At 71.9% G+C, this 25,932-nt stretch carries 27 protein-coding genes; 16 read left to right on the top strand and 11 right to left on the bottom strand.

Annotated elements, in window-relative coordinates; genetic code table 11:
• Positions 1-95 precede the first annotated feature (95 nt).
• A complete protein-coding gene (locus ACIP4P_RS15540; protein WP_400918263.1) occupies positions 96-1,364 on the top strand; it encodes a globin domain-containing protein in 1,269 nt (422 codons plus the stop codon).
• A 16-nt stretch (positions 1,365-1,380) separates the two neighbouring features.
• Here the strand turns inward: ACIP4P_RS15540 and ACIP4P_RS15535 are convergent, their stop codons facing one another.
• Complete coding sequence (locus ACIP4P_RS15535) at positions 1,381-2,769, bottom strand: selenium-binding protein SBP56-related protein (RefSeq protein ID WP_400918260.1); 1,389 nt, start codon at positions 2,767-2,769, stop codon at positions 1,381-1,383.
• Positions 2,770-3,059: 290 nt separating this feature from the next.
• On the opposite strand from ACIP4P_RS15535, the gene ACIP4P_RS15530 reads away from it, so the two are divergent.
• Entirely contained in the window at positions 3,060-4,031 is a 972-nt protein-coding gene (locus ACIP4P_RS15530; protein WP_400918257.1) for an alpha/beta hydrolase, read from the top strand.
• 53 nt (positions 4,032-4,084) lie between these two features.
• The gene (locus ACIP4P_RS15525) at positions 4,085-4,879 is read left to right on the top strand and encodes a spermidine synthase (RefSeq protein ID WP_400918874.1); all 795 of its coding nucleotides are present in this window, start codon (positions 4,085-4,087) and stop codon (positions 4,877-4,879) included.
• A gap of 66 nt (positions 4,880-4,945) precedes the next feature.
• On the opposite strand, the gene ACIP4P_RS15520 is transcribed toward ACIP4P_RS15525, so the two are convergent.
• On the bottom strand, positions 4,946-5,290 hold the full coding sequence (locus ACIP4P_RS15520; protein ID WP_350513105.1) for a metalloregulator ArsR/SmtB family transcription factor: 345 nt from the start codon (positions 5,288-5,290) through the stop codon (positions 4,946-4,948).
• Between the two features lie 134 nt (positions 5,291-5,424).
• Between ACIP4P_RS15520 and ACIP4P_RS15515 the strand changes: the two genes are divergently transcribed.
• A complete protein-coding gene (locus tag ACIP4P_RS15515) occupies positions 5,425-6,633 on the top strand; it encodes an MFS transporter (protein WP_400918254.1) in 1,209 nt (402 codons plus the stop codon).
• 44 nt (positions 6,634-6,677) lie between these two features.
• On the opposite strand, the gene ACIP4P_RS15510 is transcribed toward ACIP4P_RS15515, so the two are convergent.
• Complete coding sequence (locus ACIP4P_RS15510) at positions 6,678-7,505, bottom strand: oxidoreductase (protein ID WP_400918251.1); 828 nt, start codon at positions 7,503-7,505, stop codon at positions 6,678-6,680.
• A gap of 138 nt (positions 7,506-7,643) precedes the next feature.
• On the opposite strand from ACIP4P_RS15510, the gene ACIP4P_RS15505 reads away from it, so the two are divergent.
• From ACIP4P_RS15505 to ACIP4P_RS15490, 4 genes are all read left to right on the top strand, one after another.
• Positions 7,644-8,099 (top strand): MerR family transcriptional regulator, encoded by a 456-nt coding sequence (locus tag ACIP4P_RS15505; protein ID WP_400918248.1) that lies wholly within the window; start codon positions 7,644-7,646, stop codon positions 8,097-8,099.
• Between the two features lie 174 nt (positions 8,100-8,273).
• Positions 8,274-9,092: a class I SAM-dependent methyltransferase gene (locus ACIP4P_RS15500; protein ID WP_400918245.1), complete on the top strand. Its 819-nt coding sequence runs from the start codon at positions 8,274-8,276 to the stop codon at positions 9,090-9,092.
• A 203-nt stretch (positions 9,093-9,295) separates the two neighbouring features.
• A complete protein-coding gene (locus tag ACIP4P_RS15495; RefSeq protein ID WP_350513110.1) occupies positions 9,296-9,961 on the top strand; it encodes a DedA family protein in 666 nt (221 codons plus the stop codon).
• A 99-nt stretch (positions 9,962-10,060) separates the two neighbouring features.
• Positions 10,061-10,960: a Gfo/Idh/MocA family protein gene (locus ACIP4P_RS15490; protein ID WP_400918871.1), complete on the top strand. Its 900-nt coding sequence runs from the start codon at positions 10,061-10,063 to the stop codon at positions 10,958-10,960.
• Between the two features lie 76 nt (positions 10,961-11,036).
• On the opposite strand, the gene ACIP4P_RS15485 is transcribed toward ACIP4P_RS15490, so the two are convergent.
• The gene (locus ACIP4P_RS15485) at positions 11,037-11,543 is read right to left on the bottom strand and encodes a GNAT family N-acetyltransferase (RefSeq protein WP_400918242.1); all 507 of its coding nucleotides are present in this window, start codon (positions 11,541-11,543) and stop codon (positions 11,037-11,039) included.
• A gap of 223 nt (positions 11,544-11,766) precedes the next feature.
• On the bottom strand, positions 11,767-12,876 hold the full coding sequence (locus ACIP4P_RS15480) for a hypothetical protein (RefSeq protein ID WP_400918239.1): 1,110 nt from the start codon (positions 12,874-12,876) through the stop codon (positions 11,767-11,769).
• A gap of 209 nt (positions 12,877-13,085) precedes the next feature.
• Here ACIP4P_RS15480 and ACIP4P_RS15475 point away from each other — a divergent pair, with 209 nt between their 5' ends.
• Positions 13,086-15,137, top strand: coding sequence for a transglycosylase domain-containing protein (locus ACIP4P_RS15475; RefSeq protein WP_400918236.1), 2,052 nt, complete (start codon positions 13,086-13,088; stop codon positions 15,135-15,137).
• Between the two features lie 52 nt (positions 15,138-15,189).
• On the opposite strand, the gene ACIP4P_RS15470 is transcribed toward ACIP4P_RS15475, so the two are convergent.
• On the bottom strand, positions 15,190-15,639 hold the full coding sequence (locus tag ACIP4P_RS15470; RefSeq protein WP_400918233.1) for a MarR family winged helix-turn-helix transcriptional regulator: 450 nt from the start codon (positions 15,637-15,639) through the stop codon (positions 15,190-15,192).
• A gap of 117 nt (positions 15,640-15,756) precedes the next feature.
• Here ACIP4P_RS15470 and ACIP4P_RS15465 point away from each other — a divergent pair, with 117 nt between their 5' ends.
• Entirely contained in the window at positions 15,757-17,079 is a 1,323-nt protein-coding gene (locus tag ACIP4P_RS15465; protein WP_400918231.1) for an aldehyde dehydrogenase family protein, read from the top strand.
• A 54-nt stretch (positions 17,080-17,133) separates the two neighbouring features.
• On the opposite strand, the gene ACIP4P_RS15460 is transcribed toward ACIP4P_RS15465, so the two are convergent.
• From ACIP4P_RS15460 to ACIP4P_RS15445, 4 genes are all read right to left on the bottom strand, one after another.
• The gene (locus ACIP4P_RS15460; RefSeq protein ID WP_400918228.1) at positions 17,134-18,348 is read right to left on the bottom strand and encodes a hypothetical protein; all 1,215 of its coding nucleotides are present in this window, start codon (positions 18,346-18,348) and stop codon (positions 17,134-17,136) included.
• Between the two features lie 138 nt (positions 18,349-18,486).
• Complete coding sequence (locus ACIP4P_RS15455; protein WP_400918226.1) at positions 18,487-19,077, bottom strand: hypothetical protein; 591 nt, start codon at positions 19,075-19,077, stop codon at positions 18,487-18,489.
• Between the two features lie 282 nt (positions 19,078-19,359).
• On the bottom strand, positions 19,360-19,740 hold the full coding sequence (locus ACIP4P_RS15450) for a hypothetical protein (RefSeq protein ID WP_400918223.1): 381 nt from the start codon (positions 19,738-19,740) through the stop codon (positions 19,360-19,362).
• On the bottom strand, positions 19,737-20,084 hold the full coding sequence (locus tag ACIP4P_RS15445; RefSeq protein WP_350513120.1) for a hypothetical protein: 348 nt from the start codon (positions 20,082-20,084) through the stop codon (positions 19,737-19,739). The genes ACIP4P_RS15450 and ACIP4P_RS15445 overlap by 4 nt, the downstream gene beginning before the upstream one ends.
• 106 nt (positions 20,085-20,190) lie before the next feature.
• On the opposite strand from ACIP4P_RS15445, the gene ACIP4P_RS15440 reads away from it, so the two are divergent.
• The 3 genes from ACIP4P_RS15440 to ACIP4P_RS15430 are packed head-to-tail and all read left to right on the top strand — an operon-like array spanning position 20,191 to position 21,552.
• Positions 20,191-21,003: a helix-turn-helix domain-containing protein gene (locus ACIP4P_RS15440; RefSeq protein ID WP_400918220.1), complete on the top strand. Its 813-nt coding sequence runs from the start codon at positions 20,191-20,193 to the stop codon at positions 21,001-21,003.
• A 15-nt stretch (positions 21,004-21,018) separates the two neighbouring features.
• A complete protein-coding gene (locus ACIP4P_RS15435; RefSeq protein ID WP_400918217.1) occupies positions 21,019-21,228 on the top strand; it encodes a DUF397 domain-containing protein in 210 nt (69 codons plus the stop codon).
• A gap of 51 nt (positions 21,229-21,279) precedes the next feature.
• Positions 21,280-21,552 carry a DUF397 domain-containing protein gene (locus tag ACIP4P_RS15430; RefSeq protein WP_400918214.1) on the top strand — a complete coding sequence of 91 codons (273 nt, stop codon included), beginning with the start codon at positions 21,280-21,282 and terminating at the stop codon, positions 21,550-21,552.
• Positions 21,553-21,740: 188 nt separating this feature from the next.
• Here the strand turns inward: ACIP4P_RS15430 and ACIP4P_RS15425 are convergent, their stop codons facing one another.
• Positions 21,741-23,066: a helix-turn-helix transcriptional regulator gene (locus ACIP4P_RS15425; RefSeq protein WP_400918212.1), complete on the bottom strand. Its 1,326-nt coding sequence runs from the start codon at positions 23,064-23,066 to the stop codon at positions 21,741-21,743.
• A gap of 155 nt (positions 23,067-23,221) precedes the next feature.
• On the opposite strand from ACIP4P_RS15425, the gene ACIP4P_RS15420 reads away from it, so the two are divergent.
• From ACIP4P_RS15420 to ACIP4P_RS15410, 3 genes are read left to right on the top strand one after another with little or no spacing between them, the layout of a single operon-like run.
• Positions 23,222-24,214 carry a Gfo/Idh/MocA family protein gene (locus ACIP4P_RS15420; RefSeq protein WP_400918210.1) on the top strand — a complete coding sequence of 331 codons (993 nt, stop codon included), beginning with the start codon at positions 23,222-23,224 and terminating at the stop codon, positions 24,212-24,214.
• Positions 24,211-25,464, top strand: a complete 1,254-nt coding sequence (locus ACIP4P_RS15415) for a DegT/DnrJ/EryC1/StrS family aminotransferase (protein WP_400918208.1) — start codon at positions 24,211-24,213, stop codon at positions 25,462-25,464. The genes ACIP4P_RS15420 and ACIP4P_RS15415 overlap by 4 nt, the downstream gene beginning before the upstream one ends.
• Entirely contained in the window at positions 25,461-25,895 is a 435-nt protein-coding gene (locus ACIP4P_RS15410) for an NUDIX hydrolase (RefSeq protein ID WP_400918206.1), read from the top strand. The genes ACIP4P_RS15415 and ACIP4P_RS15410 overlap by 4 nt, the downstream gene beginning before the upstream one ends.
• Positions 25,896-25,932 lie beyond the last annotated feature (37 nt).

Genomic DNA, 25,932 nt, shown 5'->3' with positions numbered 1-25,932 from the left:
GGTCCGTCGGCGGGAAGGGGGCCGATGGTCCCGGGCGGGCCCGGGGCCATCGGCCCTTCCGGTGGCCCACGGCCCGGCAGTTGACTGGGCAGGTCATGGACAACAGCAGCCAGGCCACCGCGGCCGCCACCGCCACCGCCGAGTACGACCGTCTGATCGCCCGCCACCACGCGATGAGACTGCGGCGCCAACTCCTCGCCCCCGCCTCGCCGTCGGGGAGCGGTCCCGGGACCGGGCCCGGAGCCGTCGACCACGGACTCGGCGGCTGCGAGGGCTACGACGGCGCCGCGGACCAGCGCCTGATCCGGCGCGACCTGGAACTCGTCGCCCCGCTGTCCGAGCTGATCGACCAGCTCTACGCGGTCATGTTCCGCCGCCGCCCCTACCTGCGTCCGCTCTTCCCCGCCTCGATGGAGTTCCAGCAGGCCCACCTGGAACGCATCTTCCACCACCTGGTCGACCACCTGCACCAGCCCGCCGAACTGGACCGCACCCTGCGCCAACTCGGCCGCGACCACCGGAAACTGGGGGTCCGGCCGGTCCACTACGAGGCCTTCGAGGAGGCCCTGTGCGCGGCCCTGCGGACGCGGGCCGGCGGACGCTGGACCGAGGACCTCGAAGCCGCCTGGGTGCGGATGCTGCGCTTCGCCGTCGGCGCGATGGTGGCCGGCGCCGACTCCGCGCTCACCGAACCCCCGTACTGGCACGCCGTGGTGACCGGCCACGAGCGCCGCCGCCCCGACCTCGCTGTGCTGCGGGTGCGCACCGGCGAACCGTACCCCTACCGGGCCGGCCAGTACGGCACGGTCGAACACCCGGCGCTGCCGCACACCTGGCGGCAGTACTCGATGGGCTGCGCCCCGCGCGGCGACAACGAGTTGGAGTTCCATGTGCGCCGCACCGGCCCCGGCGGCGTCAGCGCGGCGCTGGTCGGGCACACCGCCGTCGGCGACCGGTTGCGGCTGGGCCCGCCGCGCGGCGGCCTGCTGCCCGACGGCGACACCCGCGACCTGCTGCTGGTCGCGGGCGGCACAGGGCTCGCCCCGATGAAGGCGATCGTCGAGCAGCAGGCCCTGCACCGCCCGCCGGGCCGCAAGGTCCACCTGTTCGTCGGCGCGCGCGACCGCTCCGACCTCTACGACTGGCAGGCGCTCTCCGAACTGGTGCTGCACAAACCGTGGTTGTCGCTCACACCGGTGACGGCCGGGCGGCTCGCCGACACCGTCGCGGCCGCCGGCGACTGGCGCGAGCACCTGGCCTGCGTCAGCGGCCCGGCCGGGATGATCGCCTCGGTGCGCGCCGAACTGCTCGCGGTGGGGCTGCCGTTGACCCGGGTGCGGTTCGACCAGTCGCTCCGTTCCTAGACCGCTCCTGCTACCGCTACCGGTAGCAGTAGGAGTCCGAGGAGGCGTCCCCGCCCGCCAGGTGGGTCTGGTGGACCCGCAGGCCCCGGAAGTCGGCGCCGTGCGGGAAGAACCGCTCGTCGACGCGCAGCCCGCCGGCGACCGGGTCGGCGTCCAGCTTGACCAGCCAGGGGTCGATGCCGTCCGGGTAGAACTGGTCGTCCCAGGCGCCGTAGAGGGAGTTGGTCAGGTAGAGCCGCCGGCCGTCCCGGCTGATCTCCACCATCTGCGGCGCGCCGTTCAGCGGCCGTCCCGGCTCGGCCGGGTGCGGCGTCCGGGCGACGACCCCGCCCAGCCGTACGGAGGAGGCCAGCCGGGGGTGGAAGGGGTCCGAGACGTCGTACTGGAACAGCTCGCCGGTGCCCCAGGCCGAGACGTACAGCCAGCGGTCGTCCACCGACAGGTTGATGTCGGTGACCAGCGGCGGCACCGCGCCGAACGGCTGCAGTGCGGGCGGCAGTTCGGCGACCGAGGCGGGCTGGGCGGGGATCTCGATCACCTTGCGCGCGGTGAACGCCGGGCCCTCCCGGTACCAGAGCCAGACCGAGGAGGAGAGGTCCTCGACGTTCACCACCACCCCGGCGAACCCCCACTCCGCCTCGGGGTCGTGCGCCGGGCGCAGCTCCAGCACCATCTGGTACTGGTCGCCGAGGTCGACCCGCTGGAGGTGCCGCCCGGTGCCGAGCTCCCAGAAGTGCAGCGCGTGCCCGTACTTGCGGCCGAGCAGCTGCTCGGGCAGCACCCCGTTCTCGACCATCCACGGGGTGCCCCACTCGCTGGTCACCCCGACGCCCGTGCCGAGGTGCCACCAGACGTCGTACGCGAAGTGCTGAGGCCCGCGCTCGGTCTCCCAGGGGCGCAGCACCTCGAAGGTGGTGTGGTCCAACAGCGCCACCCCGCCGGGCCCGTCCCCGCCCTCGCCGGAGCCCAGGCAGGACAGGAACACCCCGTCCGGGCCGCAGTGCAGGGTGTGCGGCCGGGAGTACCCGGCCTTCGCCGCCAGCTCCTCGGCCTCCACCGTCCTGACCAGCCGGGGGCGCACCGGATCCGGGTGGGTGTCCATCACGTGCAGCCGCGAGGACCGCAGCCCCGGCAGCAGCAGGAACCGCCGCTCCGGGTTGTCGTGGCAGGCGTGCGCCAGCGCGCTGGAGCAGGCGTTCCACCCGAAGTGGTGCAACTCGTCGCCGAGGGTCGGCAGTTCGGCGAAGTTGAGCACCTTCCCGTAGCTCGCCGACTCCGGGTCGGTGTCCACGGTGAGCAAGGCATCCGGCCGCCGCGCCGAGCGGTCGAACCCGGCCACGTACGCCAGCTTCTCCGGCGGGGCCGCGATCGCCTCGGCAGCCGAACGGTAGAGCGACGAATCCATCTATTCTCCCCAACTCGCCTGATCCGTCCGGGAAGCGTTCCACATGACCACCGGCGCACAGCAGGCGCACGGGAAGCGGTCGGGAGGCGCGGAACGACCCCCGGCCGGGCCCCCGACCGCCCCCCGGCCGGGCCCCGAGCCGCCCCTGCCGGCCCCCCGGTCGTCCCCGACCCCCCACCTGCGGCACTCCGCCGCGCGCCCGGTGGCTACCGGCCGGTATCGTCGAGCCTGGAAACGGGCGGTGACCTGCCGCGACGGCGGGCGGAACAGAGGGACGGGTGCGGCGGCAGATGGAGTTTCGGGAAGACATCCTGGGTGCCCCCTACGAGGCGGCGGAGCTGGTGCTGCAGCCGGACGACGAGGGGGCGGTCTGCGCGACCCTGGTGCGTCGGCTGGTGCCGGGGGCCGAGCGGGCGGTGCTGTACATCCACGGGTACAACGACTACTTCTTCCAGACCAATCTGGCGGACCACTACACCGCGCTGGGCTTCTCCTTCTACGCCCTCGACCTGCGCAAGTACGGCCGGTCGCTGCGGCCGCACCAGTCGCCGAACTTCGTCCGGGACCTCGTCGAGTACGACGAGGAGCTCGACGAGGCGGTGCGGATCATCCGGGAGGTGGACGGGCACCGGCAGCTGCTGCTGAACGGGCACTCCACCGGCGGGCTGGTGGGCGCCCTGTGGGCCGGTCGCCGGGCCGGGCGCGGGTTGGTGGACGGCCTGTTCCTGAACAGCCCGTTCCTGTCGATGCCGGCCGGGGCGGCCGTGCGGACGGCCGGCGGCCCGGTGGTCACCGCGCTCGGGCGGATGAAGCCGACCCGGGTCCTGCCCTCCTCGCTCAACCCGCACTACACCCACAGCCTGCACCGGGACCACAAGGGCGAGTGGGACTTCGACCTGCGGCTCAAGCCCGCCGAGGGCTTCCCGCTGTACGCGGGCTGGCTGTCCGCGATCCACCAGGGGCACCGGCAGCTGCGGCACGGGCTCGGCATCGACGTGCCGGTGCTGCTGATGGCCTCCACCCGGTCGATCTCCACCACCACCTGGCAGCACGCCCTGCACCACGCGGACGCCGTGCTGCGCGCCGACGACATCGCCGCGCAGGGCCCGCGGCTGGGCCGGCACGTGACGATCGTGCGGATCGAGGGCGGCATGCACGACCTGGTGCTGTCCCAGGAGGCCGCCCGCACCGAGGTGTTCGCCGAGCTGGACCGCTGGCTGGCCGGCTACCTGGACGTGCGGCCGGTCGGGGAGACGGCGTGACGGACGAGCCGGTGCCGGTCGGCCGGGCCACCGACCTCGGCTTCGCCAAGCTGATGCCGGACCTCGACCGCGAGGGCGGCTGGCTGCTCACCCTGGACGGCACCCCGCAGTCGTACGTCGACCTGGCCGACCCGACCCACCTGGAGTTCGAGTACACCCGCCGGCTCGGCCACCTGGCCGACGCCCTGGCCCCCGCCGGACGGCCGCTGGACGCCCTGCACCTGGGCGGCGGCGCGCTCACCATGCCGCGCTACCTGGCGGCCACCCGGCCCGGCTCCCGCCAGCGGGTGGTGGAGGTGGACGGGCCGCTGCTCGACCTGGTCGCCGGGCAGCTGCCCTGGCAGGGCCCCGGCGCGGACATCACCGCGACGGTCGGCGACGCCCGGGCGGCACTGGCCGACGTCCCGGCCGGCTCGCAGGACCTGGTGATCGCGGACGTCTTCCACGGCTCCCGCACCCCGGCGCACCTGACCTCGGTGGAGTTCCTGCGGCTGGCCGCGCGCGCCCTGCGCCCCGGCGGCTGCTACGCCGCCAACCTGGCGGACGGCCCGCCGTTGGCCTTCGCCAAGGCGCAGGCGGCGACGGTGCGGGCGGTGTTCCCGTACGTCTGCCTGGTGGCGGAGGCACCGGTGCTGCGCGGGCGCCGGTACGGCAACGTGCTGCTGGCCGGTTCGACGGCGCCGCTGCCGGTGGCGGAGCTGACCAGGCTGCTGGCGGGCGACATCTTCCCGGCCCGGCTCACCGAGGGCGAGGAGCTGGCCGCCCTGGTGGGCCGCACCGCGCCGGTCACCGACGCGGAGGCCACCGACTCGCCGCCCCCGCCGGACGGGGCCTTCAGCGTCGGCTGAGCGGGGCGGAAGGCCACCGCGGGACGGTGGGAGTCACGGACGGCGGGAATCACGGACGGCGCGGCCTCAGGCGGCGCCGTTCGCGCCGTTCGCCTTGTCCACGCCGTCCACGTTGTCCAGCACCGCGCGGAGCAGCCCCGGGAACCGCTCGTCGAACTCCTCGGCGCGCAGCCGGGCGCTCTGCTGCTGCCCCTGGTGGGTGCGCAGGATGAGGCCGCACTCGCGCAGCACCCGGAAGTGGTGGGAGGCGTTCGACTTGCTGATCCCGAGGGCGTTGTAGATCACCGAGCACTCGGTCTCGCCCTGGCGGGCCAGCAGGTCGACGATCCGCAGTCGCAGCGGGTCGCTGAGACCGTGCATGGCCGCGGCCAGGGTGACGGTCGCCAGTTCGGCGTGGAACGCATCGCGCATGCCCTGATTCTACTTTCCGTGGTGACGGAGGCTCCGGGCGCATGGATCCGTCGCCGCGGCACCGTGATGCTCCGTCATTTCCGTGCGGAGGAGAGCCCTTTCCAATGGTTCAACGGATGTTGTACCGTCGGACCATGAACCCACGGATCTACCTCCTGGCCCTCGGCACGTTCACCGTGGGCACCGAGGGCTATGTGATCGCCGGGGTGCTCCCGAGCGTGGCGCACGACATGCACACCTCGGTCTCCCTGTGCGGCCAGCTGGTCACGGTGTTCGCGCTGGTCTACGCCCTGGCCGGACCGCCGCTGATCGGCCTGTTCCACCAGGTCGAGCCCAGGCGGCTGCTGACCGGCGCCGCCCTGTTCTTCGCCGCCGCGAACGCCCTCGCCGCGCTCGCCCCCGACTACGCCGTCCTGGTCGCGGCCCGGGTGCTCGCCGCCCTGGGGGCCGCCCTCTTCGCGGCCCCCGCCGCCGCCACCGCGGCCGCGCTCTGCGCGCCCGACGAACTGCCCAGGGCGATCTCGGTGACCGCCGGCGGCAATGCGGTGGCACTCACCCTGGGCGCCCCGATCGGCACCGTCATCGGCTCGGCCCTCGGCTGGCGCGCCTCGTTCTGGTTCGTGACACTCCTCGCGGTGGCCACCGCCGTCGCGGTCCGGACCGGCCTGCCCGCCGTCCCCGCGGGCGGCAACCCCGCCGCCGGGCGGCTCAACCTGCTGCGCCGCACCCCGATCCGCTGGGGCCTGGCGACCACCTTCGGGCTCTTCCTGGCCGCCTACTGCGTCTACACCTACCTCGACCCGGTGGCCCACCGGGCGGCCGGGCTAGGCAGCACCGGGGTGGCCGCGCTGATGATCGTGTTCGGCGCCGGCGGCCTGCTCGCGGGCCGCGCCGTCAGCGCGCTGATCGCCCGCCACGGCCTCGCCCGGGTCCTGTGCGGCGCGCTCACCCTGATCGCCGGGCTGCTCACCGTGCTGGCCGTGCTCACCGCCACCCGCACGCCGCTGCTCGCCACGGCGGTCGCGTTCCCGCTGATGTTCGCCTTCGGTGCGGCCTGGTGGTCCGGCGGCATCAGCCAGCAGACCCGGCTGGCCGGCCTGGCGCCCGCCCAGCGCGCCCAGGCCCTGGGACTGCACTTCTCGGCCCAGTTCCTCGGGGTGGCGGTCGGCGGCGGACTCGGCGGCCTCGCACTGTCGGGCGTCGGCCCGGCCGCCGTACCGGTGGTCGGTGCGGCCGTCGCGCTGCTCACCGTCCTGAGCATCCGCCGGGTCACCCCCGAGCCGGTGCCGGCACCGGGGTCTGGGTCGGAGCGGGAGCCCGTAGCCGCCGAGACGTCGGGGTGAGCGCCGAGACGTCCGGGTGAACGGCGGCGGTCCGAACTCGGGCCTCAGAGGGCGGTGGAGAGCGCCACCCCGCGCCACCGGTCGAGCTCCTGCCGGACGAACTCCAGCTTCGCCTCCACCCGTTCGACCGCGTCCGCACCCAACTGCAGCCGCAGCGGCGGCTCGTCGACCTCGGTGACGTCGACGACCGCCCGGGCGGCCTTCGCCGGGTCCCCGGGCTGACGGCCGTCGACGCCCGCCAGCGCCTCGCGCACCGGGCCCGCGCCCGCCGCGTAGTCGGCGATGACGGCCGGCTCGGTGCGCAGGCTGGAGCCGCTCAGGAAGTCGGTGCGGAAGCCGCCCGGTTCGACGACGGTGACCCGGACGCCGAGCGGGGCCAGTTCGCCGTGCAGGGCCTCGGAGATGCCCTCGACGGCGAACTTCGAGGCCCCGTACAGCCCGGTGGCCGGCGCGGTCGCGAACCCGGCCACCGAGCCGATGTTCAGTACGTGGCCGGACCGCTGGGCGCGCAGCGTCGGCAGGGTGGCCCGCAGGGTGTTGAGCACGCCGAACACATTGACGTCGAACTGCGCCCGGGCGGCCTCGTCCGAGACCTCCTCGATCGCGCCGACCACGCCGTAACCGGCGTTGTTGACCACCACGTCGATCCGGCCGAACCGCTCCAGCCCGGCCGCCACGGCGGCCGCCAACTGCGCCGGATCGGTCACGTCCGCGGTCACCGCCAGCAGTTCGGCCGACCGCCGCGGATGCGCGGCGCGCACCGCCGTCACGTCCCGCGCGGTGGCGATCACCCGGTGGCCGCGCTCCAGCGCCTCACGGGTGATCTCCGCGCCGAGCCCGCGCGACGCCCCGGTGACGAACCAAACGCCCATGTGCTGTCCTGCTTCCGCCAGTTGGGAGGGGCCGACCCGGTCGGATCGGCCGACGGCTCGACGGTAGGTCCTAGAGTCCTGTCTAGATCAACTGTCGGGACCGGTCGGGACCGACGGTCGGACGAGGGAGGGGTGGTCATGGACCTGAGCATCGGTGAGGTGGCCCAGCGCAGCGGACTGAGCGTGCACGCCCTGCGCTTCTACGAGCGGGAGGGGCTGTTCGCCAACCCGGTGCGCCGGCTGTCCAACGGCCGCCGGGTCTACCACGAGGAGGACCTGGAGTGGCTGGCGATCTGTATGCGGCTGCGCTCCTCCGGCATGTCGCTGGCGATGATCCGCGGCTACATCGACCTGGTCCGGGCGGGCACCGGCAATGAACGGGAGCGGTTGGAGCTGCTGCGCCGGCACCAGGACGACGTGGCGGCGCAGATCCGGGACCTCCAGGTGACCCTGGAGGTGATGCGGGAGAAGGTGCGGGTCTACGAGGAGCACGTCGCCCGCGGCGAGGCCGACCGGCTCTGGAACCCGTCCCACCCGGACGGCGGCCGGGACTCGGTGGAGGTGATCCGCGTCTGCGATGCCGCCTCGTCCTGAGCGCTGCCTCGTCCTGAGTGCTGCCTCGTCCTGAGCACCGTCCCGCCCGCCGGGGCGCCCGGGGACCGCCGCGGCGCCCGGGGCCCGGCGCGTCGGCGGGAGAGGGGGCGCGCGGCGGGTGTCAGAATCGGCGGGTTCATGCCGGAGCGCGGTGCACGTCCGAAGGAGTGAGCGATGAGCGGCGGGGAACGGCCGGAGCTGGGGCAGGTGCCGGAGACGGCGTTGTGGACGCTGTGGCACCGGGCGCTGGAGGCACGGCGGCCGGACACGGTGCTGCACGACCCGGTGGCGGTCGAGCTGGTGGAGCGGATCGACTTCCCGTTCGCGGAGCGGTTCGGGACGGCCGCGACGGCGGGCCAGCTGCAGGGGCTGCGGGCGGCCTGCTTCGACCGGGAGGTGGCGGACTTCCTGACCAGGTTCCCGCGCGCCACGGTGGTCGGGCTGGGGGACGGACTGGAGACCCAGTCCTGGCGGGTGGACAACGGACGGGCCGAGTGGCTGTCGGTGGACCTGCCGGAGACGGCCGGGCTGCGCGAGCGGCTGCTCCCGCCGGACGGGCGGCGCCGGATCCTGGCCTGCCCGGCCACCGACCTCCGCTGGACGGACGCGGTGGACCCGGACCCGGAGCGCGGGGTGCTGATCAGCACCGCCGGGCTGCTGATGTACCTGCGGCCGACCGAGGTCCGGGAGCTGATCGCGGCCTGCGCCGCACGCTTCCCGGGCGGGGCCATGGTGCTGGACGCGGTGCCGCGCTGGATGAGCCGGCGGGCCGTCGAGGGCAAGCTGCGGGACCGCCACTACCAGGCGCCGCCGATGCCGTTCGGGATGGACGCGGACGAGCTCGGCAAGCTGGCCGGCGCGCACCCGGCGGTCACCGGGATCCGGGAGGTCTACCCCGAGGGCGGCCGCGGTCTGCTGCGGGTGCTGCTGCCGGTCGTCCGCCGGATGAAGCAGAGGCCTTCGGTGGCCGCCCTGCGTTTTACCAATTCTTGAAGAAACGCCGGTCGGCCTGGAACTATTGGCGCGGGGGCGTACGTCGTAACCACGGGTGATCGGCCGGGGGACGGGCCCACCCGGCACGTTAGGCTGCGCCCCGGGGGAGCGGCCCGGGTGCCGCCATCGGATGACCGCCGGACCGCACGTCCGGCTCCACGGGGAGCCGGGCCCGGTTCCGACCTGCCACGGAGGTACTGGCCTTGCACATCGACGCCTGGATCGAGAGCGTTCCACCGACCGCGGTGTACGCCCTGATCGGCCTGATCATCGGCATCGAATCGCTGGGCATCCCGCTGCCCGGCGAGATCGCCCTGGTCACGGCGTCCCTGATGGCCGTCAAGGGCGTGGTGAGCCCGTGGGGGATCGCGGCCTGTGCGATCGCGGGCGCGATCATCGGCGACTCGATCGGCTACTCGATCGGCCGCAAGGGTGGGAAGCCGCTCTTCGAGAAGCTGGGACGCAAGTTCCCCAAGCACTTCGGGCCCGCGCACCTGGCGACCGCCGAGCGCTCGTTCCAGAAGTGGGGCATGTGGGCGGTCTTCTTCGGCCGCTTCATCGCCCTGCTGCGGATCTTCGCCGGTCCGCTCGCGGGCGCGCTGAAGATGCCGTACTGGAAGTTCCTGATCGCCAACGTGCTGGGCGGCATCGTCTGGGCCGGCGGTACGACGCTGCTGGTCTACAAGGTCGGCAAGGCCATCGAACCGTGGCTGGCCCGGTTCTCCTGGGCGGGCCTGGCGGCGGCCGTGCTGATCGGGGCGATCTCGGCCTGGGTGATGAAGCGCCGCGCGGCGAAGACCCACGCGAAGATCGAGGCGGAGGAGGCGGCCAAGGCCGCCGCGGCAGCGAACGCCGCCACCGCGGAGTGACCTCCCTGCCCGGTCATGGAGCGTGACCGGGCAGTGCAGAGGTCGGCATTGCAGAGGTCGGCGGTACAGAGGTCGGCAGTGCAGAGGAACGGAGACATCGTGCGGATCGGACTGCTGGGCACCGGCACCTGGGCGGAGCGGGTGCACGCACCCGTGCTGGCCGAGCACCCCGGGGTGGAGTTCACCGGCGTCTGGGGCCGCCGCCCGGAGGCCGCCGAGGCACTGGGCGCGGCCCACGGCGTGCCCGGTTTCGCCGACCTCGACCGGCTGCTCGCCGAGGTGGACGCGGTCTCCATCGCCCTGCCGCCGTCCGTCCAGGCCGGGCTCGCGGTCCGGGCCGCCGAGGCCGGCTGCCACCTGCTGCTGGACAAGCCGGTCGCGTTCACCGTGCCGGACGCCCGCACGGTGGCCGAGGCGGTGCGCGCCCACCGCCGCGCCTCGGTGGTGTTCTTCACGGTCCGCTTCGGCGGCGAGCAGATCCCGTGGCTGGAACACCACGCCGAACTGGGCGGCTGGTTCACCGGCCGCTCCGACTGGCTCGGCTCGGTGTTCGCCCCGGGCAGCACCAGCCCGTACGCGGCCTCGGCCTGGCGCCAGGACAAGGGCGCACTCTGGGACGTCGGCCCGCACGCGCTGTCCGTGCTGCTGCCGGTGCTGGGCGACGCGACCCGGGTCACCGCCGTCGCCGGACCGCTGGACACCGTCCACCTGGTGCTGCGCCACGCCGGCGGCGCCTCCAGCACGCTCGCGCTCAGCCTGACCGCCCCCCGGGCGGGCGGCGGCATCGCGATGGAACTGCGCGGCGAACACGGGGTGGCACAGCTGCCCGAGCGCGGCGAGGGCCCGACCGTCGCCCTCCACCGGGCGCTGGACGCCCTGCTGGCCTCCGCCGCCTCGGGCCGGCCGCACCCGTGCGACGCGGACTTCGGCCTGCGGGTGGTGGAGATCCTGGCGGCCGCCGAGCGCTCCCTCGCCGAGGGCACCGCGGTCGAGGTCTGAGTGGTCGAGGTTCGAAGGAGGGGCCGGGCGGGGCACTCGTTGCCCCGCCCGGCCCCTCCTTCGGTCAGGTGTTCCCTCAGATGCCGAACGGTGCCGCGTAGCGGACGGTACCGGCGGGCAGCGGGTGCCCCGGGGCCAGGGAGAGGGCCATCAGGGCCTCGTCCGGGACCTCGATGCTCAGGCCGATGCCGTGTGCGGAGGCCCGGCCGAAGCCGAACCGGGGGTAGTAGTCCGGGTGCCCGAGGACGACCACGTACCGCTCGCCGAGGTCCGTCGCCGCTGCGAGGGCGGCGCGGATCGCGGCGGAGCCGGCGCCGGTGCGCTGGTACTCGGGGAGCACGGCGCAGGGGGCCAGGCACAGGGCCGGGACGTCGCCGACGTGGCAGCGGGTCAGCAGGGCGTGGCCGACGACGGTGCCGTGCTCGTCGGCCGAGACGAGCGACAGGCCCTCGATCCAGGCGGGGTCGGCCCGCAGGGCGTCGACGAGGTCGGCCTCCCCGGCGGTGTCGAAGGCGGCGAGGTTGATGTCGCGGACGGTGGGGATGTCGGCGCCGGTCTCGGCGCGCGTGATCCAGTTGCGCATGGTGGACGGGATTCCGTTCCTGAAGGTGTGCGTACGGTGCCCCGCGAGCTCACGCTCCCAGCGGGACGGGACAGGACGACGTCAGGCCGCGGCCCGGGACGTGAGGGAGACCCGGACGCTGCGCACGGCGGCCATGAGCGCGGTCATCAACCCCACCTCCCTCTTTCTCCACGGAACATCCTGTTTCGGCACGTACGATCCACCACCATACCGGACCGGCCGGTCAGGCGTCCGGCGGGCCCGGGCGGAGGGCTTCCGGGCGGCGGTCGGTGGGGCGGGCCGGGGGGATGACCGGGGCGCGGAAGTCGCGGGGGCCGGTCCAGAGGGCGGGGACGGAGTCGCTGCGGCGGGCGAGTTCGTAGGCCAGGGCCTCGTAGTTGATCCGCCAGCCGTTGAAGTGCCGCCAGCCGTCCTCGACCGGGCGCTCGCGCGGGAAGCCCGCAGCGGTGATCATCGCGACCGCGCCCAGGTACTCGGCGTAGGTGAGCCGGATCGGGGTGGTCGGGTCCGGGTCGGCGTCGAAGTCGATGCGCAGCGAGCGGGCGATGTCGCGCATCGCGGTGAAGCCGGCCCGGATCACCAGCCGGGCCTCGGGCGGGGCCGAGCGCGGGCAGAGGGCGAGGTGCAGGGCGGCCGCGTCCATCACCGCGATCAGCCCGACCACCCAGCTGCGGTTGGCCTGCGGGGAGCGGAAGGACAGCAGCACCGGGTAGTTGGAGTGGCTCTCGCCGATGTCGGCGGCCAGCCGCTCCCAGTCGCGGTAGAGCTGGGGGAGCGCGGTCTCGGTGTCGACCAGGGACTGCCGGGCGAGCAGCTCCGGGCCCCAGGCGGGCTCGCCGGCCCGGGACTGCAGCAGCGTCACCTCGGTCTCGCGCCGCTGGTAGGCGGCGTACAGGGTGGGCAGGTAGGCGATCTGCAGGGCGATCACCAGCGGGCCGCTGGCGGCGGCCAGGAAGTCGATCGCGGACAGCTGCAGCCGCTCCCCGCTGGCGAAGCCGAGGGTGAACAGGCTGGACCCGGCCTCCCGGACGGACACCGTCCAGCTGAGGTCCGAGGTGCCGTGCAGGATCAGTGAGTAGGCGAGCAGCATCCCGCTGAGCCACACCGCCAGCATGCCCAGCAGCACCAGCGGCGCCAGCCAGGTCAGCGCGCGGTCCTGCGCCCGGTAGGTGCCGAACGGGGCGGCCCACAGCCGCAGCACGGTGCGCAGTACGGCCCAGAGCCGGTACACCAGGGCGGAGTAGAGCCCGCGCGGGACGACCAGGGTGCGCAGGATGCTGCCCACGACGAGCAGGAGCAGCAGCACGCCGAGCAGGGTGTGGATCATCCTCATGGCGTCATTCTGGCGGTCCGCGGGGGCGGCCGCGGAGCGGGGAGGGCGTGACGGGTGCGTCCCATGAGGTCCCCGTGGGGTCCTGGTGGGGTCCCGGTGGGGTTCCCGCGTTTGCTATGACCATGATCACACCGGTTTCGGGCGGCTGTGGAACAGCCCGAACCGCATCTATCCCAGTGAGGGGGCCGTCCCAGGAGATCGGATACCGGATGCGTGCTGCACGGCGGCAGGATGGGCAGGCCCAGGCCCAGGCCGAGGCCGAGGCCGAGGCCAGGGTCGAGGGCGAGGAGCGGGGGCCCGGGCGCCGCCGGTGGCGTCCGCTCCGCTGGATCGACTACCCGCGGCGCGGTCGGCGCGGGGTCCGCCGCTGGCTGCCGTCCTGGCGGCAGCTGCTGGTGGTCCTGGGGCTGCCGACGGTGGCGCTGACCGGCCTGGTGGCCTGGTTCTTCACGGTCACCAAGGTCCCGGCGGACCTCAACGCCTTCGCCACCCAGCAGAACAACGTCTACTACTGGGCGGACGGCACCGAGATGGCCCGGGTCGGCGAGACCAACCGGCAGGAGGTGCCGCTGGACCGGGTGCCCGAGCCGGTGCAGTGGGCGGTGCTGTCGGCCGAGAACGCGACGTTCTACTCGGACCCGGGGATCTCCGTCTCCGGCATCGGGCGCGCGGTCGTCGCGATGGCCACCGGCGGCGACACCCAGGGCGGCTCGACCATCACCCAGCAGTACGTCAAGAACATCTACCTCAACCAGCGCCAGGACATGTCCCGCAAGCTCAGCGAGATGGTCATCGCGATCAAGCTGGACCAACGGATGAGCAAACAGGACATCCTGGCCGGCTACCTGAACACCAGCTGGTTCGGGCGCGGCAGTTACGGCATCGAGCGGGCCGCGGCCGCGTACTACGGCAAGGACGTCTCGCAGCTCAATCCGAGTGAAGGGGCCCTGCTGGCCGCCCTGTTGAAGGGCGCCGGGCAGTACGACCCGGCGCTGAGCGCGGACAACCACCAGCGCGCCGAGGACCGGTGGGCCTGGATCCTGGACCGGATGGTCGACACCGGAAAGCTCTCCGCCGCCGAGCGCGCCACCTACACGGTGTTCCCCGAGCCGCGGCCGCAGCCGAAGGCGGCCGGGCTGAGCGGCCAGATCGGCTACCTGGTGGACATGGCCCGCAGCTACGTGGAGGGCCACAGCGACATCACCCCGGCCCAGTTCGACCTCGGCGGCCACCAGATCCACACCACCTTCGAGAAGACGAAGGTCGCCGCCCTCACGGCGGCGGTGCGGGACGCCACCCAGGGGATCGACCCCAACAGCCGGGAGGCCGACAAGCTGCTCAAGGTCGGCGCGGCCTCGGTGGCCCCGGACGGGCGGATCGTCGCGCTCTACGGCGGCCCCGACTACCTGAAGCAGGGCTTCGACAACGCCAACACCTCGTCCGTACCCATCGGTTCGGCCTTCACCCCGCTGGTGTACGCGGCCGGCCTCAGCCAGGGCGTGCAGCACAAGCGCGGCGGCGACCGGACCCCGGTGACGCCCGAGACCCTCTACGACGGCGACAACGGGGTGAACGTGCTGACCCCGGAGGGCCCGTACTGGGGGCGGGACGGGAAGATCGTGAAGACCGCCAACGACGGCAAGCGGAACTGGGGCCGGGTCTCGCTGCGCAGCGCGGTGGAGCAGTCCGTCAACGGGCCGATGATGCAGCTCGGCATGGACGTCGGCCTGGACAAGGTCCAGCAGACCGCGGCGGCCCTGGGCCTGCTGCCCGACAGCTTGGGCGAGCTGGTGCCCGCCTTCGGGGTCGGCAACTCCAGGCCGAGCGCGATCCGGGCCGCCGACGCGTACGCCGCCTTCGCGGCCGGCGGCAGCCACACCGACCCGTACTCGGTGCTCCAGGTCACCCGCAACGGCGAGCCGCTCGCGCTGCGGCTGCCCACCGCCACCCAGGCGCTGCCGGCGGGGGTGGCGCGGGACGTGGACGCGGCGCTCAAGGGGGCGGTGCGCGGCGGGAGCGCCAAGGCGCTGGCGGAGGCGGGCCCGGACGCGGCGGGCAAGTTCGGCACCACGCCGGACCGTACGGCCGGGTGGACGGTCGGCTACAACGGGCGGCTGGCGACGGCGGTCACGGTGTTCCGGGCGGACCTGAAGGACATGAAGCTGCTGTCGCTGGAGGGCCTCGGCGGGGCGTCGCCGGACACCCCGGACTCCGACCTGCCGGGTCGGATCTGGACGGCGTTCATGAAGGCGGCGGGGTAGCGGTTCGTGGAGGCGGCCGGGTAGGGGTTCGTGGAGGCGGCGGGGTGGCGCCCTACGCGGTCGGGACGGTCGGGGCCGGGAACACCCGGTCCAGCAGGGCCCCGAAGGTGCGGCGGTCGTCCTCGTCCAGCTGCTCCAGCGTGGTGGGGTCGGACAGCAGCTCGCTCCGGATCAGCCGTACGGTCCGTTCCCCCTCCTCGGTGAGGACCACGTTCTTGATCCGGCGGTCGGCGGGGTCGGTCTCGCGGCGGACCAGGTCGCGGGCCTCCAGGCGGTCCACGATGCCGGTGACGTTGGAGGCGTCGCAGCCGAGCAGGTCGGCGAGGGTGCGCATGGGGCGGGGGCCGCGGAGCAGGCTGAGCATCTTGCCCTGCATCAGGGTGAGCCCGTGCACGGTGGCCGCCGCGGCGAAGCGACGGTAGTACGCCGCGGCCACCCGGGCGAGCTGGTCCATGAGATCGGCGGGGGTGGGGGAGGCGGGCGACTCGGACGTATCGGGCATGACACCAGCATAGGCGGGATGCTTGACATCTTCAATCATTGAGGTTTAGCGTCCATATTGCTTGAGGATATGAACCATCTACCTCTTCAAGTCATCCGGAAGGGACTGCACCACCTCATGACTCCGACCGACACCACGATGACCGTCGCGGACACCGTCGCCCGCCTGCGCGCCACCTTCGCCACCGGCCGCACCAAGCCGCTCGCCTGGCGCCGGGCCCAGCTGGCCGCCCTGCGCGCCCTGCTCACCGAGCAGACCGAGGCGCTCCAGCAGGCCCTGCACGCGGACCTCGGCAAGAGCCCGGCCGAGGCGTACCGCAGCGAGATCGGCTTCACGATCAACGAACTCGACCACGCCGTGACGCACCTGGAGCAGTGGCTGAGCCCGAAGCCGGCCGCCGTGCCGGAGGCGTTCCGGCCCGCCGAGGCGAGCGTGGTGCGCGACCCGCTCGGCGTGGTGCTGGTCATCGCGCCGTGGAACTACCCGCTCCAGCTCGCCCTGGCCCCGGTGGTCGGCGCGCTGGCCGCCGGCAACGCGGTCGTGGTCAAGCCCAGCGAGCTCGCCCCCGCGACCTCCGCCGCGATCGCCCGCCTGCTGCCCGAGTACCTCGACCAGGAGGCGGTGGCGGTCGTCGAGGGCGCCGTCCCCGAGACCACCGCGCTGCTGGAGCAGCGCTTCGACCACATCTTCTACACCGGCAACGGCACGGTCGGGCGGATCGTCATGACCGCCGCCGCCCAGCACCTCACGCCGGTCACCCTGGAGCTCGGCGGCAAGAGCCCGGTCGTGGTCGAACCCGGCGCCGACCTGGCCGCCACCGCCCAGCGGATCGCCCGGGGCAAGTTCCAGAACGCCGGCCAGACCTGCGTCGCCCCGGACTACGTGCTCGCCATCGGCGACACGGCCGCCGCACTGGAGGCCGAACTCGCCGCAGCGGTCACGGAGTTGTACGGGCCGGACCCGGCCGCCAGTGCGCTGTACGGGCGGATCGTCAACGAGCGTCACTTCGACCGCCTCAGCGCCCTGCTCGCCGACGGCCGGACCGTCACCGGCGGCGAACAGGACCGGTCGCAGCGCTACCTCGCCCCGACCGTCCTGGCCGACGTCTCCCCGGACGCCCCGGTGATGCGCGCGGAGATCTTCGGCCCGATCCTGCCGATCATCGCCGTGCCCGACCTGGACGCCGCGATCGCCTTCATCAACGAGCGGGACAAGCCGCTCGCGCTGTACGCCTTCACCGAGTCGGACGAGACCAAGCGGCGGCTGACCGAGGAGACCTCCTCGGGCGCGCTCTCCTTCGGCCTGCCGGTCTCCTACCTGGCCATGCCCGAGCTGCCGTTCGGCGGCGTCGGCGAGAGCGGCATGGGCCGCTACCACGGCGAGTACTCGATCGAGACGTTCAGCCACGCCAAGGCCGTCGTCCACAAGCCGCTGGGCTGAGGGCGTTGCCGGCCCCCTGCCCCCGTGCTTCCGGGGACGGCAGGGGGCCGGCGGTCATTTCACCAGGCGGGACCAGTCGGCGGGCTGGCCCGGGTCGAGGGCGCGCAGCTTGTCCAGGACCTTCGGGTCCTGGGCGTCCAGCCAGTCGGCGACCTGACGGAACGTCACACAGCGGACGCCGTCCCGGTGGCAGACGTCCTTCACCACGTCCTCGACGGCGTCCATGTAGATGCCGCCGTTCCAGTCCTCGAAGTGGTTGCCGATGAACAGCGGGGCCCGGCTGCCGTTGTAGACCCGCTCGAAGCCGGCCAGGTAGCTCTCCCGGGCCTCCTTCTCCCACATGTCGAACTTCTTCGGGTCGCCCTTGGTGCTGTTCCCGGACTGGCCGGCCAGGAAGTTGAAGTCCATCGACAGGCCCTGGCTCGACCTGGCGGGGAACGGCACCATCTGGAGCGGGAAGTTCCAGATGCCCTCCTTGGTCTTGACCGGCCAGACCTGGAACTCCCCCGGGGAACTGGCGTCGTAGCGGAAGCCCGCCGCCTTCTCGGCCGGGAGCAGGTTCTTCTGCCCCTCCAGGCAGGGGGCCCGGCCGCCGACCAACTCCTTGGTGTAGTCGAAGGGGAGGGCCGGGAGGTCCTTGTAGCCGGTGTTGGTCTTCCAGTGGGTGACGAAGGAGACGGCCTGGTCGAGCTCGCTCTTCCACTCGTCCGTGCTCCAGTCGCCGCCGCCCTTCTTGCCGCAGAAGTGGCCGTTGAAGTGGGTGCCGATCTCGTTGCCGTCCAGCCAGGCCAGCCGCAGCTGTTCCAGGGTGTCCCTGATGTGGGGGTCGGTCGCGTAGTCGATCGAGGCGGCGCCCGGGTCGTGCTGGGGCGGGTGGTAGAGGGAGCGCTTGGCCTTGGGGAGGGTGTAGAGGCCGGAGAGGAAGTAGGTCATCTGGGCGTTGTTCTCCGCGCCCAACTTGCGGAAGCGGGAGAACAGGTGGTCGTCGCCCTCCAGACCGCCGTCCCAGGAGAAGACCACGAACTGGGGCGGTTTCTCCCCGGGTTTGAGCTTCTCGGGGGTGGGTTGCTTGGGCTGGGGGCCGGTGTAGGAGGTCGAGCCGTCGCCGATCAGCTTGACCTGGCCGTCCCAGGTGGGGGTGGGGGTCGGGGTGGGACTTGGTGTCGGGGCGGGTGTCGGGTCCGCTTCGGGGGCCGTGGGGTCGGGGGCGGCGGCGTGCGGTCTGCTCTCCGAGAAGGAGTCCCCCGTGGTGAGGGTGAGGGATGCCATGACCCCCACGGCCAACAGGACGGCTGCACTGCGAGCAGTCCGCACCGGGTCCCCTTCGTTCGGCCTACAGTTCGATCATTCAACTGATCGATGACTTGAGACCGTCGAAAGGTTGCGCGCCGTCGCGGATCGGTTCCGCTAGGCCCGATCCGAGGCGAGCCAAGTGCGCCAGACGCGGCGGGAGTTCGGGGTGTCGGGATGGTCGAGCATCCACTCCAGGTAGCCCGCATGGATCCGAGCCCACGGACTGTCGGATGCCGCGGCGGCCGCGATCCCGCGCCGGAGGTCCTCCCCGTCGACGGACCGGGCGAGGCGGACGAACTCGCGGTCCTTGCAGCGGTAGGGCCGTGCGACGACGATCCCGATGAGCTCGACGAGCTTCGCCCGCGTCCGCACGTCGAGGCGGGCGGCGGCCAGGTCCCTGATCAGTCGTTGCTTCGTCCCCCAGGACTTGGCACACCGGGTCCACTCCTCCGGGTACCGCGCCTCCCATTCGAGGAAGAGCAGGGCGTAGGGCAGTCCCGGCCAGTCCGTCAGATCTGCGGCCGCTGGGCGCCCCCACAGGCTGTCGGGGAAGGAGTGCGCCTGGCGGGCGCGCCAGAGGTCGTTCGCCTCCGCCGTCGCGGCGTCGAGCTGTGGCCCGGCTGAGCGGTGGCCCAGGCGGAGAAGGTGGTTGTACGCGTCGAGCGCGGCCCGGACCAGGTCCTGCATCCTGGTCAGGTGGGCCATGGCTGCTTCCCGCTCTTCGCGACGGTCGGAGATCAGACCGTGGGACCAACCCAGTCGGTCGTCCCAGGAATCGGCCCTCTGGTGTGGGGAATCCACTCGTCCACCTGCTCGAATTCGTTGTCGATGGCAGGGTAGTCGACTGCTCATGGGTGTGGCTCCCCGCCCGCGCCTCGTCCTGGGCCGTGGAACGGCCGGCTCGGGCTCCGGTGCTGCATGGAGATGCCCCCGGAGTCGCGAGTTCTCCGGGGGTGATGTCACGCGGGGCCTTGAGCGGTTCGGCGATCAGCCGGCGGGGTGGGTGAGGTCCTGGCGGAAGGCCTCGGCGGCGGCGTGGGTGTAGAAGCGCCGGATGCGGTACGAGGAGCCGGGGACGCGGAGGTACTCGTGGTGGTTGAGGTTCCAGATGCCCCAGGAGTCGAGCTGGAGGAAGTGCGGGCTGTGGGCGGCGATCAGGCGGACCTCGAACGCGGGCTGGGGCTCGTTCTTGCGGATCCAGGCCTCGGCGTGGGCGAAGGAGTAGAAGCGGAGCGGTTCGTCGGCCGGCGGCAGGGCCTTGACCAGGTGGCCGGAGTCGCGGTCGCGGACGACCCAGGCCTGGTAGGTGAAGCCGGGAGGGGGATCGGCCGGGACGATGGCGTACGGGGAGCAGGAGTCGTTCGTCATCGCCGGGTCGCCACCTGGATGAAGCCGGACGCCTTCTCCACGCGCTCGGCGAACTCGTTGAACTCGCCGTCGATGGGGGAGATGGTCGCCTTGGTGGGGACGAGGATCGCGCCGGCCTGCCGGTCGGTGATCTGGCGAAGGGCGGCCTGCAGCATGGGGCGGTACTCCGGCCCGCGGACGTCGGCCTCGTCGTCGACGACGATCAGGGAGATGTCCCAGTTGAAGGCGGTGGCGTAGGCCTCGCAGAGGGCCAACTCGCGCTCAGGGAAGGCGGAGTCGCGCTTCGCCAGGTAGATGACCACCTGGAGGCGCTGCAAGGTCTCGGGAGCGGTGGGGCGGCTCAACGTACATCCCTCTCTGTAGCTGGACGACTACCGGGTGTGTCCACTGTGGGCTATGCTGGGGAATCGTTCAACTTGTCTGCACCGCAAGTGGAATTGAGCGTGAGTCATGAACCGCAAGGAACTTGACCCGACGGCATCCCCGCGCCACTCCTTCGGCGCGCTGCTCCGCAGCTCGCGCGAGGCCCTGGGCTGGACCCAGGGGGAGTTGGGCGTCCTCATGGGGTACTCGGACAGCTACATCTCGGCGGTGGAAACCGGCCGCAAATCCACCAGCAGGGACTTCGCCAGGGCGGCCGACAAGGCGCTCGGGACGGGGCAGACGCTGGAGTTGATGTGGGTCGGGATGCGGAAGAAGGGCTTCTTGGAGGGCTTCCCCGAGCATGCTGCTCAGGAGGCGCGTGCGGCGAAGATCAGGATCTTCGAGCCGAACGTCATTCCTGGGCTCTTCCAGACGAAGGCTTACGCCTCCGCGATCGAGGCGGCGGCAGTGCAGCGAGGAAGCAGCACGCCTGACCAGGCGGAGGAGCGAGTGAAGTTCCTCGTCACGAGACAGCGGCTGCACAAGCGCGCTGAGCCACCGGTGATCCATGTGGTGATTGATGAGAGTGTTCTACATCGTCTGGTGGGCGGTGCCGAGACGATGCGAGCTCAGCTTGACTTCCTGGCTGAGATGACGGCAAGGCCGTATGTGATCTTCCAGGTCGCCCCGTTCGGCTTGGCGGAGCATGCTCCGTTCTGGTCCGTCGTCACTTTGCTGACGTTCGCTGACCGTTCTGTGGTCGGTTATACGGAATCGGCGGATCACGGTTACGTAGTACGGGAGGACAGGACGGTCAAGGCGTGGGAAAAGGCCTACGATCGGTTGCAGGTGGAAGCGCTGCCCGGAGCCGCGTCCCTAGACCTGATCCGCAAGGCTTGAAAGGAACTCTGACCTATGATCCGCCCAGATCTGTCCCGCGCTTCCTGGTTCAAGTCGTCATACTCCGGCAATGGTGGGACCTGCGTGGAGGTCTCGCCCGACTTCCCCGGCGTCGTTCCGGTCCGTGACTCGAAGGATGCGACGGGCCCGGCGCTGGTCTTCCCAGCCGACGCCTGGCAGTCCTTCATCGCCGCGACCGTCGCCGGCGAGTTCGGCGGACACTGACGATGCCGCGCCCTCGCCATGATTCGCGAAGCCTGGAAGGGGACTTCGATCATGAGTCGTACGGAGCATCTGGATCTGACCGGCGCTACATGGATCAGGTCTAGCTATAGCGGCAACGGCGGGAGTTGCGTCGAGGTGGCGCGCTGGGTGAAGTCGAGCTATAGCGACAACGGCGGCACCTGCGTTGAGGTAGCCCCAGGCCTTCCCGGTGTGAGGCCTGTCCGTGACTCGAAGGACCCTGAGGGGCCGGTGCTCCTCTTTCCCATCGCCGCCTGGCGATCCTTCGTCGCCGCGACCGTCGCCGGCGAGTTCGGCGAAGTCTGACCTCGGCATGTACTCGGGCGGAGTCATTGCACTTGCCGTTTCCTAGGCAGGACGTGTCGCTGTGGCTCGCCGCGTCGCCCGCTGCCCCAAACGGTGGTGGCCCGGCCGGACTCGATTCTGCAACCTCGCCTGCCTTCATCAGGCAAGTAGCGTGTCGAGTTCGAAGGCGTCGGCTTGGACCTGTGCCGTCAGCTCGTTTTGAGGCGGTCCATCAGGTCGGCGACGCCATCGACCTGTCGGTAGGGCTTGAATGCCGGGGCGAGCTCGCGTACCAGGGTGACGCACCGTTCGGCGCCGATCCGGGTCGCGAGGTCGAGTGACTGGTTCGTAACGGCGAGGGCGTGTTCGATCTCGCGGGCCTGAAGGAGGCTGCGGGCCTCGTAGGTCAGGAAGATGCCGCGGGTCTTGTCGCGGGAGCGCGGCAGCAGGCTCATGCCCTCGCCGATACGGGTGTGGGCATCGTCGGCGCAGCCAAGGTCGAGCATGCACTGGCCGGAGTCGACGGCCAGGTCGGCCGTGCTCATCCACCGGCACCAGCCGGGGGCCGGGTCGGGACTGTCGGTCAGCAGGGCGGCTTCGGCGGCGGCCAGGTCCCGGTGGCAGTCGGAGGCGGCACCAAGGGCGGCGTGCGCGCGGGCCCGGCGGAGGTGGAGCAGGGACCGGGCGGTGGGGTGCCGGGTGTGGATGAGGGCCTGGCTGAGCGGTTCGACGGCGGCGCCGGGCTGGGTGAGCCAGATCGACTGGTAGGCGAAGTCGGAGAGGATGCCGGCGCCGAGGTCACGGTCGCGGGCGGCGTGCGCGTTGGTGAGGGCCGCGTTCCAGAGCTTGCCCGCCGCGTGATGGTGGCCCTGGTCGAAGCGGTACCAGCCGCAGGTGCTGGCCAGGGAGGCGGCCAGCAGGTGAAGCCGTCGGCCGACGGGTTCGGTGTAGCGGCCTTGTTCCAGCAGGTCGGTCACCGTGTCCAGCTGGGCGTCCATCAGCTTCGCGGTGTGCTGACGCTGTTCGGTGGGCAGCGCGGTCAGCTTGGCGCTGGTGCCCTCAAGCCAGTCGACCAGTTCCGCGTCAACGTGCTTGCCGTTCAGCGCGGTGGTGAGCCGGTCGGGTTCGAGGGCGGCCCACTGGGTGGAGAGCCCGGCCAGCGCCAGCGCGCTGAAGGTCATGAAGGTGCGGCGGCGATGGTCCATTGCGGCTCTCTGTGCATCTCGAAGGGCGAGGACGGTGAACGCCGATCCGAGCGGCACCGGCTGTTCCTGGCCGGGCAGCCAGTGGGGCCACTCGAAGGCTTCTAGGTCGGCGATCGGCACGTCGAAGGCTTCGGCGATCAAGAGCTGGGACTCGATGCCGGGCGTCTTGCGCCAGTTCTCCCACTTGCTGACGGCGGCCTTGTCGGTGCCGGAGCGAAGGCCCTCGGGCCTGTTCCTGGCGGCGTGGTGGATGCGGGCCGCGAGGTCGCTCTGGGACCAGCCGCGAAGCGCGCGGGCGTACGCGAGGGGATGCCGGATCTGGTCGTCCACGGGGCCAATCCCATCATCGACGGTGACCGTGAGCCTACTGCGAGCGATGGCGGGACAACCCCGGGACTACAGACAACGCCTGGTTGGTGACCGCGAGTTGGGCTCTACTCGTCGTGCACCGACAAGTTCCTTCAGGAAGCGGAAGGAGTCCGCGCATGAAACGACGCGCTGCGGTCATCGGCCTCGGCCACCAGGCGATCGAGGACCATCTGCCCGGCCTGCTCGCCTCCAGCAGGGCCGAGCTCGTCGCGATCTGCGACAGCAACCCCGACACCCTGCGGCAGCGGCAGGAGCACTTCCAGGTCCCGGGATTCACCCGCACCGGTGAGCTGCTGGACGCCGTAGCCCCGGACTTCGTGGTCGTCACCGTCCCGCACCACGCCGGTCGGGAGATCGTCCAGGAGTGCGCCGCACGGGGCGTCCACGTCCTCAAGGAGAAGCCGTTCGCCACCAGCGTGTGGGAAGCCAGGGATCTCGCCCAGGTCTGCCGGGCCGGGCAGGTCGAGCTGATGGTCACCCTCCAGCGGCGCTTCAACCCGATCCACGCGAGCGTCGCCGGGATGCTGGACCAGATCGGCACCCCGTTCCTGATCGACGGCCAGTACACCTTCCACACCGACGACCCCGGCGCCGGCTGGCGCGGGGACATCCGGCAGGCCGGCGGCGGCTGCATCATCGACATGGGCTACCACCTCATCGACCTGCTGCTGTGGTACTTCGGCCTGCCCAGCCGAGTCATCGCCGAGTTCTCCACCACCGCCGTCCCCGGCGCCGGATACGACGCCGAGGACACCGCCGTCATCCAGCTCGGCTACGACAGCGACCTGTACGGCTCGGTACTGCTGTCCAGGTGGATGGCCCCGAAGACCGAGCGCCTGCACGTGGTCGGCACCCGCGGCTCGGTGCTGCTGACCAAGTGCCAGGTCCAGCGGCTCGACCTGCACGGCACCGTGGTGGAGGAGCTGACCCGCCCGCACGCGCCCGCCTCGGCGGCGACCGCGCAGATCGACTACTTCTGCCGGGTCCTGGACGGCGAGCGACCCAACACTTCTGGCCCGGACCAGCACCTCGCGCACGCCGCCTTCATCGCGTCCTGCTACCAGTCCAAGGCAGCGGGGCGCTACATCGACCCGAAGGAGATGCTGTGACCAGCCCCCTCGCCCTGCTCGGGGGCAAGCCCGAAGTGACCGCCCCGGGCCCGCACTTCAGCTGGCCGCCGATCGACGACACCACCCGCGCCAAGGTCGCCGCCCAGCTGGAGGAGTCGATCTCCATCCCCGGGCGGTCCGGCATCGTCGCCGAACTGGAGGACGGCCTGCAGGACTACTTCGGCGTCCGGCACGCAATCACCACCAGCTCCGGCACCGCCGCTCTGCACGCCACCTACTGGGCCGCGAGGATCAAGGCCGGTGACGAGGTCGTCGTCCCGGCCTGGACCTTCCACGCCACCGCCTCCCCGCTGTTCCACCTCCGCGCGGTGCCCGTGCTGTGCGAGACCGGGCCGGACGGCAACATCGCCCCGAACCGGATCGAGGAGCTGATCACCCCTCGCACCCGGGCCATCATGGTCACCCACCTGTGGGGCAGGCCCGCCGACATTGCGGACATCGTCGCCGTGGCGAACGCCCACGACCTTCTCGTGCTGGAGGACGGCTCGCACGCCCACGGCGCGAGCATCAGCGGGCAGAAGGTCGGCACGTTCGGACTCGCCTCGGCGTTCTCCCTCAACGGCCCCAAGCCGCTGTCCGGCGGCGAGGGCGGGTTCGTCCTCACGGACGACGACGACACCTACCACCGGGTCATCACGTTCGCGCACTACAACAAGCGGGCCAGGACCGAGATCCCGGAAGGCCATCCGCTCGCGCGGTACGCGGTCACCGGGGCCGGCCTCAAGCTCCGCATCCACCCCCTTGCCGCAGCCGTCGCCCACGACCAGCTCGCCCGCCTCGACGGCTACCTCGCCGGCCGGGCCGAGATCGCCCGCCACCTCACCGAGCAGTTCGCCCGGATACCCGGCCTGGAGGTGACCGCCATGCCCGACGGGGTGATCCCGTCCTGGTACGGGTTGACGCTCACCTACAAGCCGGAGGAGCTCGGCGGCCTGCCGATCGAGCGGTTCCACCAGGCGCTGGTCGCCGAGGGCGCCACCGAGTTCGACCGGCCCGGCTCCACCTGCCCGATGAACCAGCTGCCGCTGTACCAGCACCCCGGACCGCTGTTCCCGGGGCACCCGCACTCCCACCGCCGTTACGCAATCGGGGACTTCCCGGTCGCGGAGCAGGCTCACGCGCACACGATCAAGCTTCCGGTCTGGCATCGTGAGCAGGATCTGAAGGTGGCCGAGCAGTACGTTCGCGCGGCCATCAAGATCAGCGACCATCACGAGGAGCTGCTGTGACCGTCACCTCCCCCGAGTTCGTGGCCGGCCTGGCGGCCGACGCCGAAGCCGTCGGCATCACCGGCCTCGTCTCCGCCGCCGTGATCAACCATGACGGCCGGGTCCTGCTCGTGCGTCGCAATCCCGACGACTACATGGGCGGGCTGTGGGAGATCCCCTCCGGGACGGTCGAAGCCGGGGAGACCATCCTGGACGCCCTGTACAGGGAGACCACCGAGGAAACCGGCCTGGCCATCGGCCAGGTCACCGGCTACATCGGCCACTTCGACTACCGGAACAGCCGCGGCGGCACCACCCGCCAGTTCAACTTCGCCGTCACCGTGGAGAAGACCGAGCCGGTCGTCCTCACCGAACACGACGCGCACCAGTGGGCGCTCCCCGGTGAGTTGCCCGAGGTCAGCGACGCGGTCCGCAAGCTGATCGCCCACTGAGGCGGCGCGGGTGTGGCGGGGCCCTCGTGGAATCCGA

It is taken from the genome of Kitasatospora sp. NPDC089509 (genome assembly GCF_044749365.1).
Lineage (GTDB): Bacteria > Actinomycetota > Actinomycetes > Streptomycetales > Streptomycetaceae > Kitasatospora.
Note: the sequence above shows the minus strand (reverse complement) of the source record. Positions and strands in the feature narration are given on the sequence as shown.

Excerpts from the sequence above, each read along its gene's own strand:
- ACIP4P_RS15540 (WP_400918263.1), top strand. The coding sequence starts at position 96 with ATGGACAACAGCAGCCAGGCCACCGCGGCCGCCACCGCCACCGCCGAG.
- ACIP4P_RS15535 (WP_400918260.1), bottom strand. The coding sequence starts at position 2,769 with ATGGATTCGTCGCTCTACCGTTCGGCTGCCGAGGCGATCGCGGCCCCG.
- ACIP4P_RS15530 (WP_400918257.1), top strand. The coding sequence starts at position 3,060 with ATGGAGTTTCGGGAAGACATCCTGGGTGCCCCCTACGAGGCGGCGGAG.
- ACIP4P_RS15525 (WP_400918874.1), top strand. The coding sequence starts at position 4,085 with ATGCCGGACCTCGACCGCGAGGGCGGCTGGCTGCTCACCCTGGACGGC.
- ACIP4P_RS15520 (WP_350513105.1), bottom strand. The coding sequence starts at position 5,290 with ATGCGCGATGCGTTCCACGCCGAACTGGCGACCGTCACCCTGGCCGCG.
- ACIP4P_RS15515 (WP_400918254.1), top strand. The coding sequence starts at position 5,425 with ATGAACCCACGGATCTACCTCCTGGCCCTCGGCACGTTCACCGTGGGC.
- ACIP4P_RS15510 (WP_400918251.1), bottom strand. The coding sequence starts at position 7,505 with ATGGGCGTTTGGTTCGTCACCGGGGCGTCGCGCGGGCTCGGCGCGGAG.
- ACIP4P_RS15505 (WP_400918248.1), top strand. The coding sequence starts at position 7,644 with ATGGACCTGAGCATCGGTGAGGTGGCCCAGCGCAGCGGACTGAGCGTG.
- ACIP4P_RS15500 (WP_400918245.1), top strand. The coding sequence starts at position 8,274 with ATGAGCGGCGGGGAACGGCCGGAGCTGGGGCAGGTGCCGGAGACGGCG.
- ACIP4P_RS15485 (WP_400918242.1), bottom strand. The coding sequence starts at position 11,543 with ATGCGCAACTGGATCACGCGCGCCGAGACCGGCGCCGACATCCCCACC.
- ACIP4P_RS15480 (WP_400918239.1), bottom strand. The coding sequence starts at position 12,876 with ATGAGGATGATCCACACCCTGCTCGGCGTGCTGCTGCTCCTGCTCGTC.
- ACIP4P_RS15475 (WP_400918236.1), top strand. The coding sequence starts at position 13,086 with ATGCGTGCTGCACGGCGGCAGGATGGGCAGGCCCAGGCCCAGGCCGAG.
- ACIP4P_RS15470 (WP_400918233.1), bottom strand. The coding sequence starts at position 15,639 with ATGCCCGATACGTCCGAGTCGCCCGCCTCCCCCACCCCCGCCGATCTC.
- ACIP4P_RS15465 (WP_400918231.1), top strand. The coding sequence starts at position 15,757 with ATGACTCCGACCGACACCACGATGACCGTCGCGGACACCGTCGCCCGC.
- ACIP4P_RS15460 (WP_400918228.1), bottom strand. The coding sequence starts at position 18,348 with ATGGCATCCCTCACCCTCACCACGGGGGACTCCTTCTCGGAGAGCAGA.
- ACIP4P_RS15455 (WP_400918226.1), bottom strand. The coding sequence starts at position 19,077 with ATGGCCCACCTGACCAGGATGCAGGACCTGGTCCGGGCCGCGCTCGAC.
- ACIP4P_RS15450 (WP_400918223.1), bottom strand. The coding sequence starts at position 19,740 with ATGACGAACGACTCCTGCTCCCCGTACGCCATCGTCCCGGCCGATCCC.
- ACIP4P_RS15440 (WP_400918220.1), top strand. The coding sequence starts at position 20,191 with ATGAACCGCAAGGAACTTGACCCGACGGCATCCCCGCGCCACTCCTTC.
- ACIP4P_RS15435 (WP_400918217.1), top strand. The coding sequence starts at position 21,019 with ATGATCCGCCCAGATCTGTCCCGCGCTTCCTGGTTCAAGTCGTCATAC.
- ACIP4P_RS15430 (WP_400918214.1), top strand. The coding sequence starts at position 21,280 with ATGAGTCGTACGGAGCATCTGGATCTGACCGGCGCTACATGGATCAGG.
- ACIP4P_RS15420 (WP_400918210.1), top strand. The coding sequence starts at position 23,222 with ATGAAACGACGCGCTGCGGTCATCGGCCTCGGCCACCAGGCGATCGAG.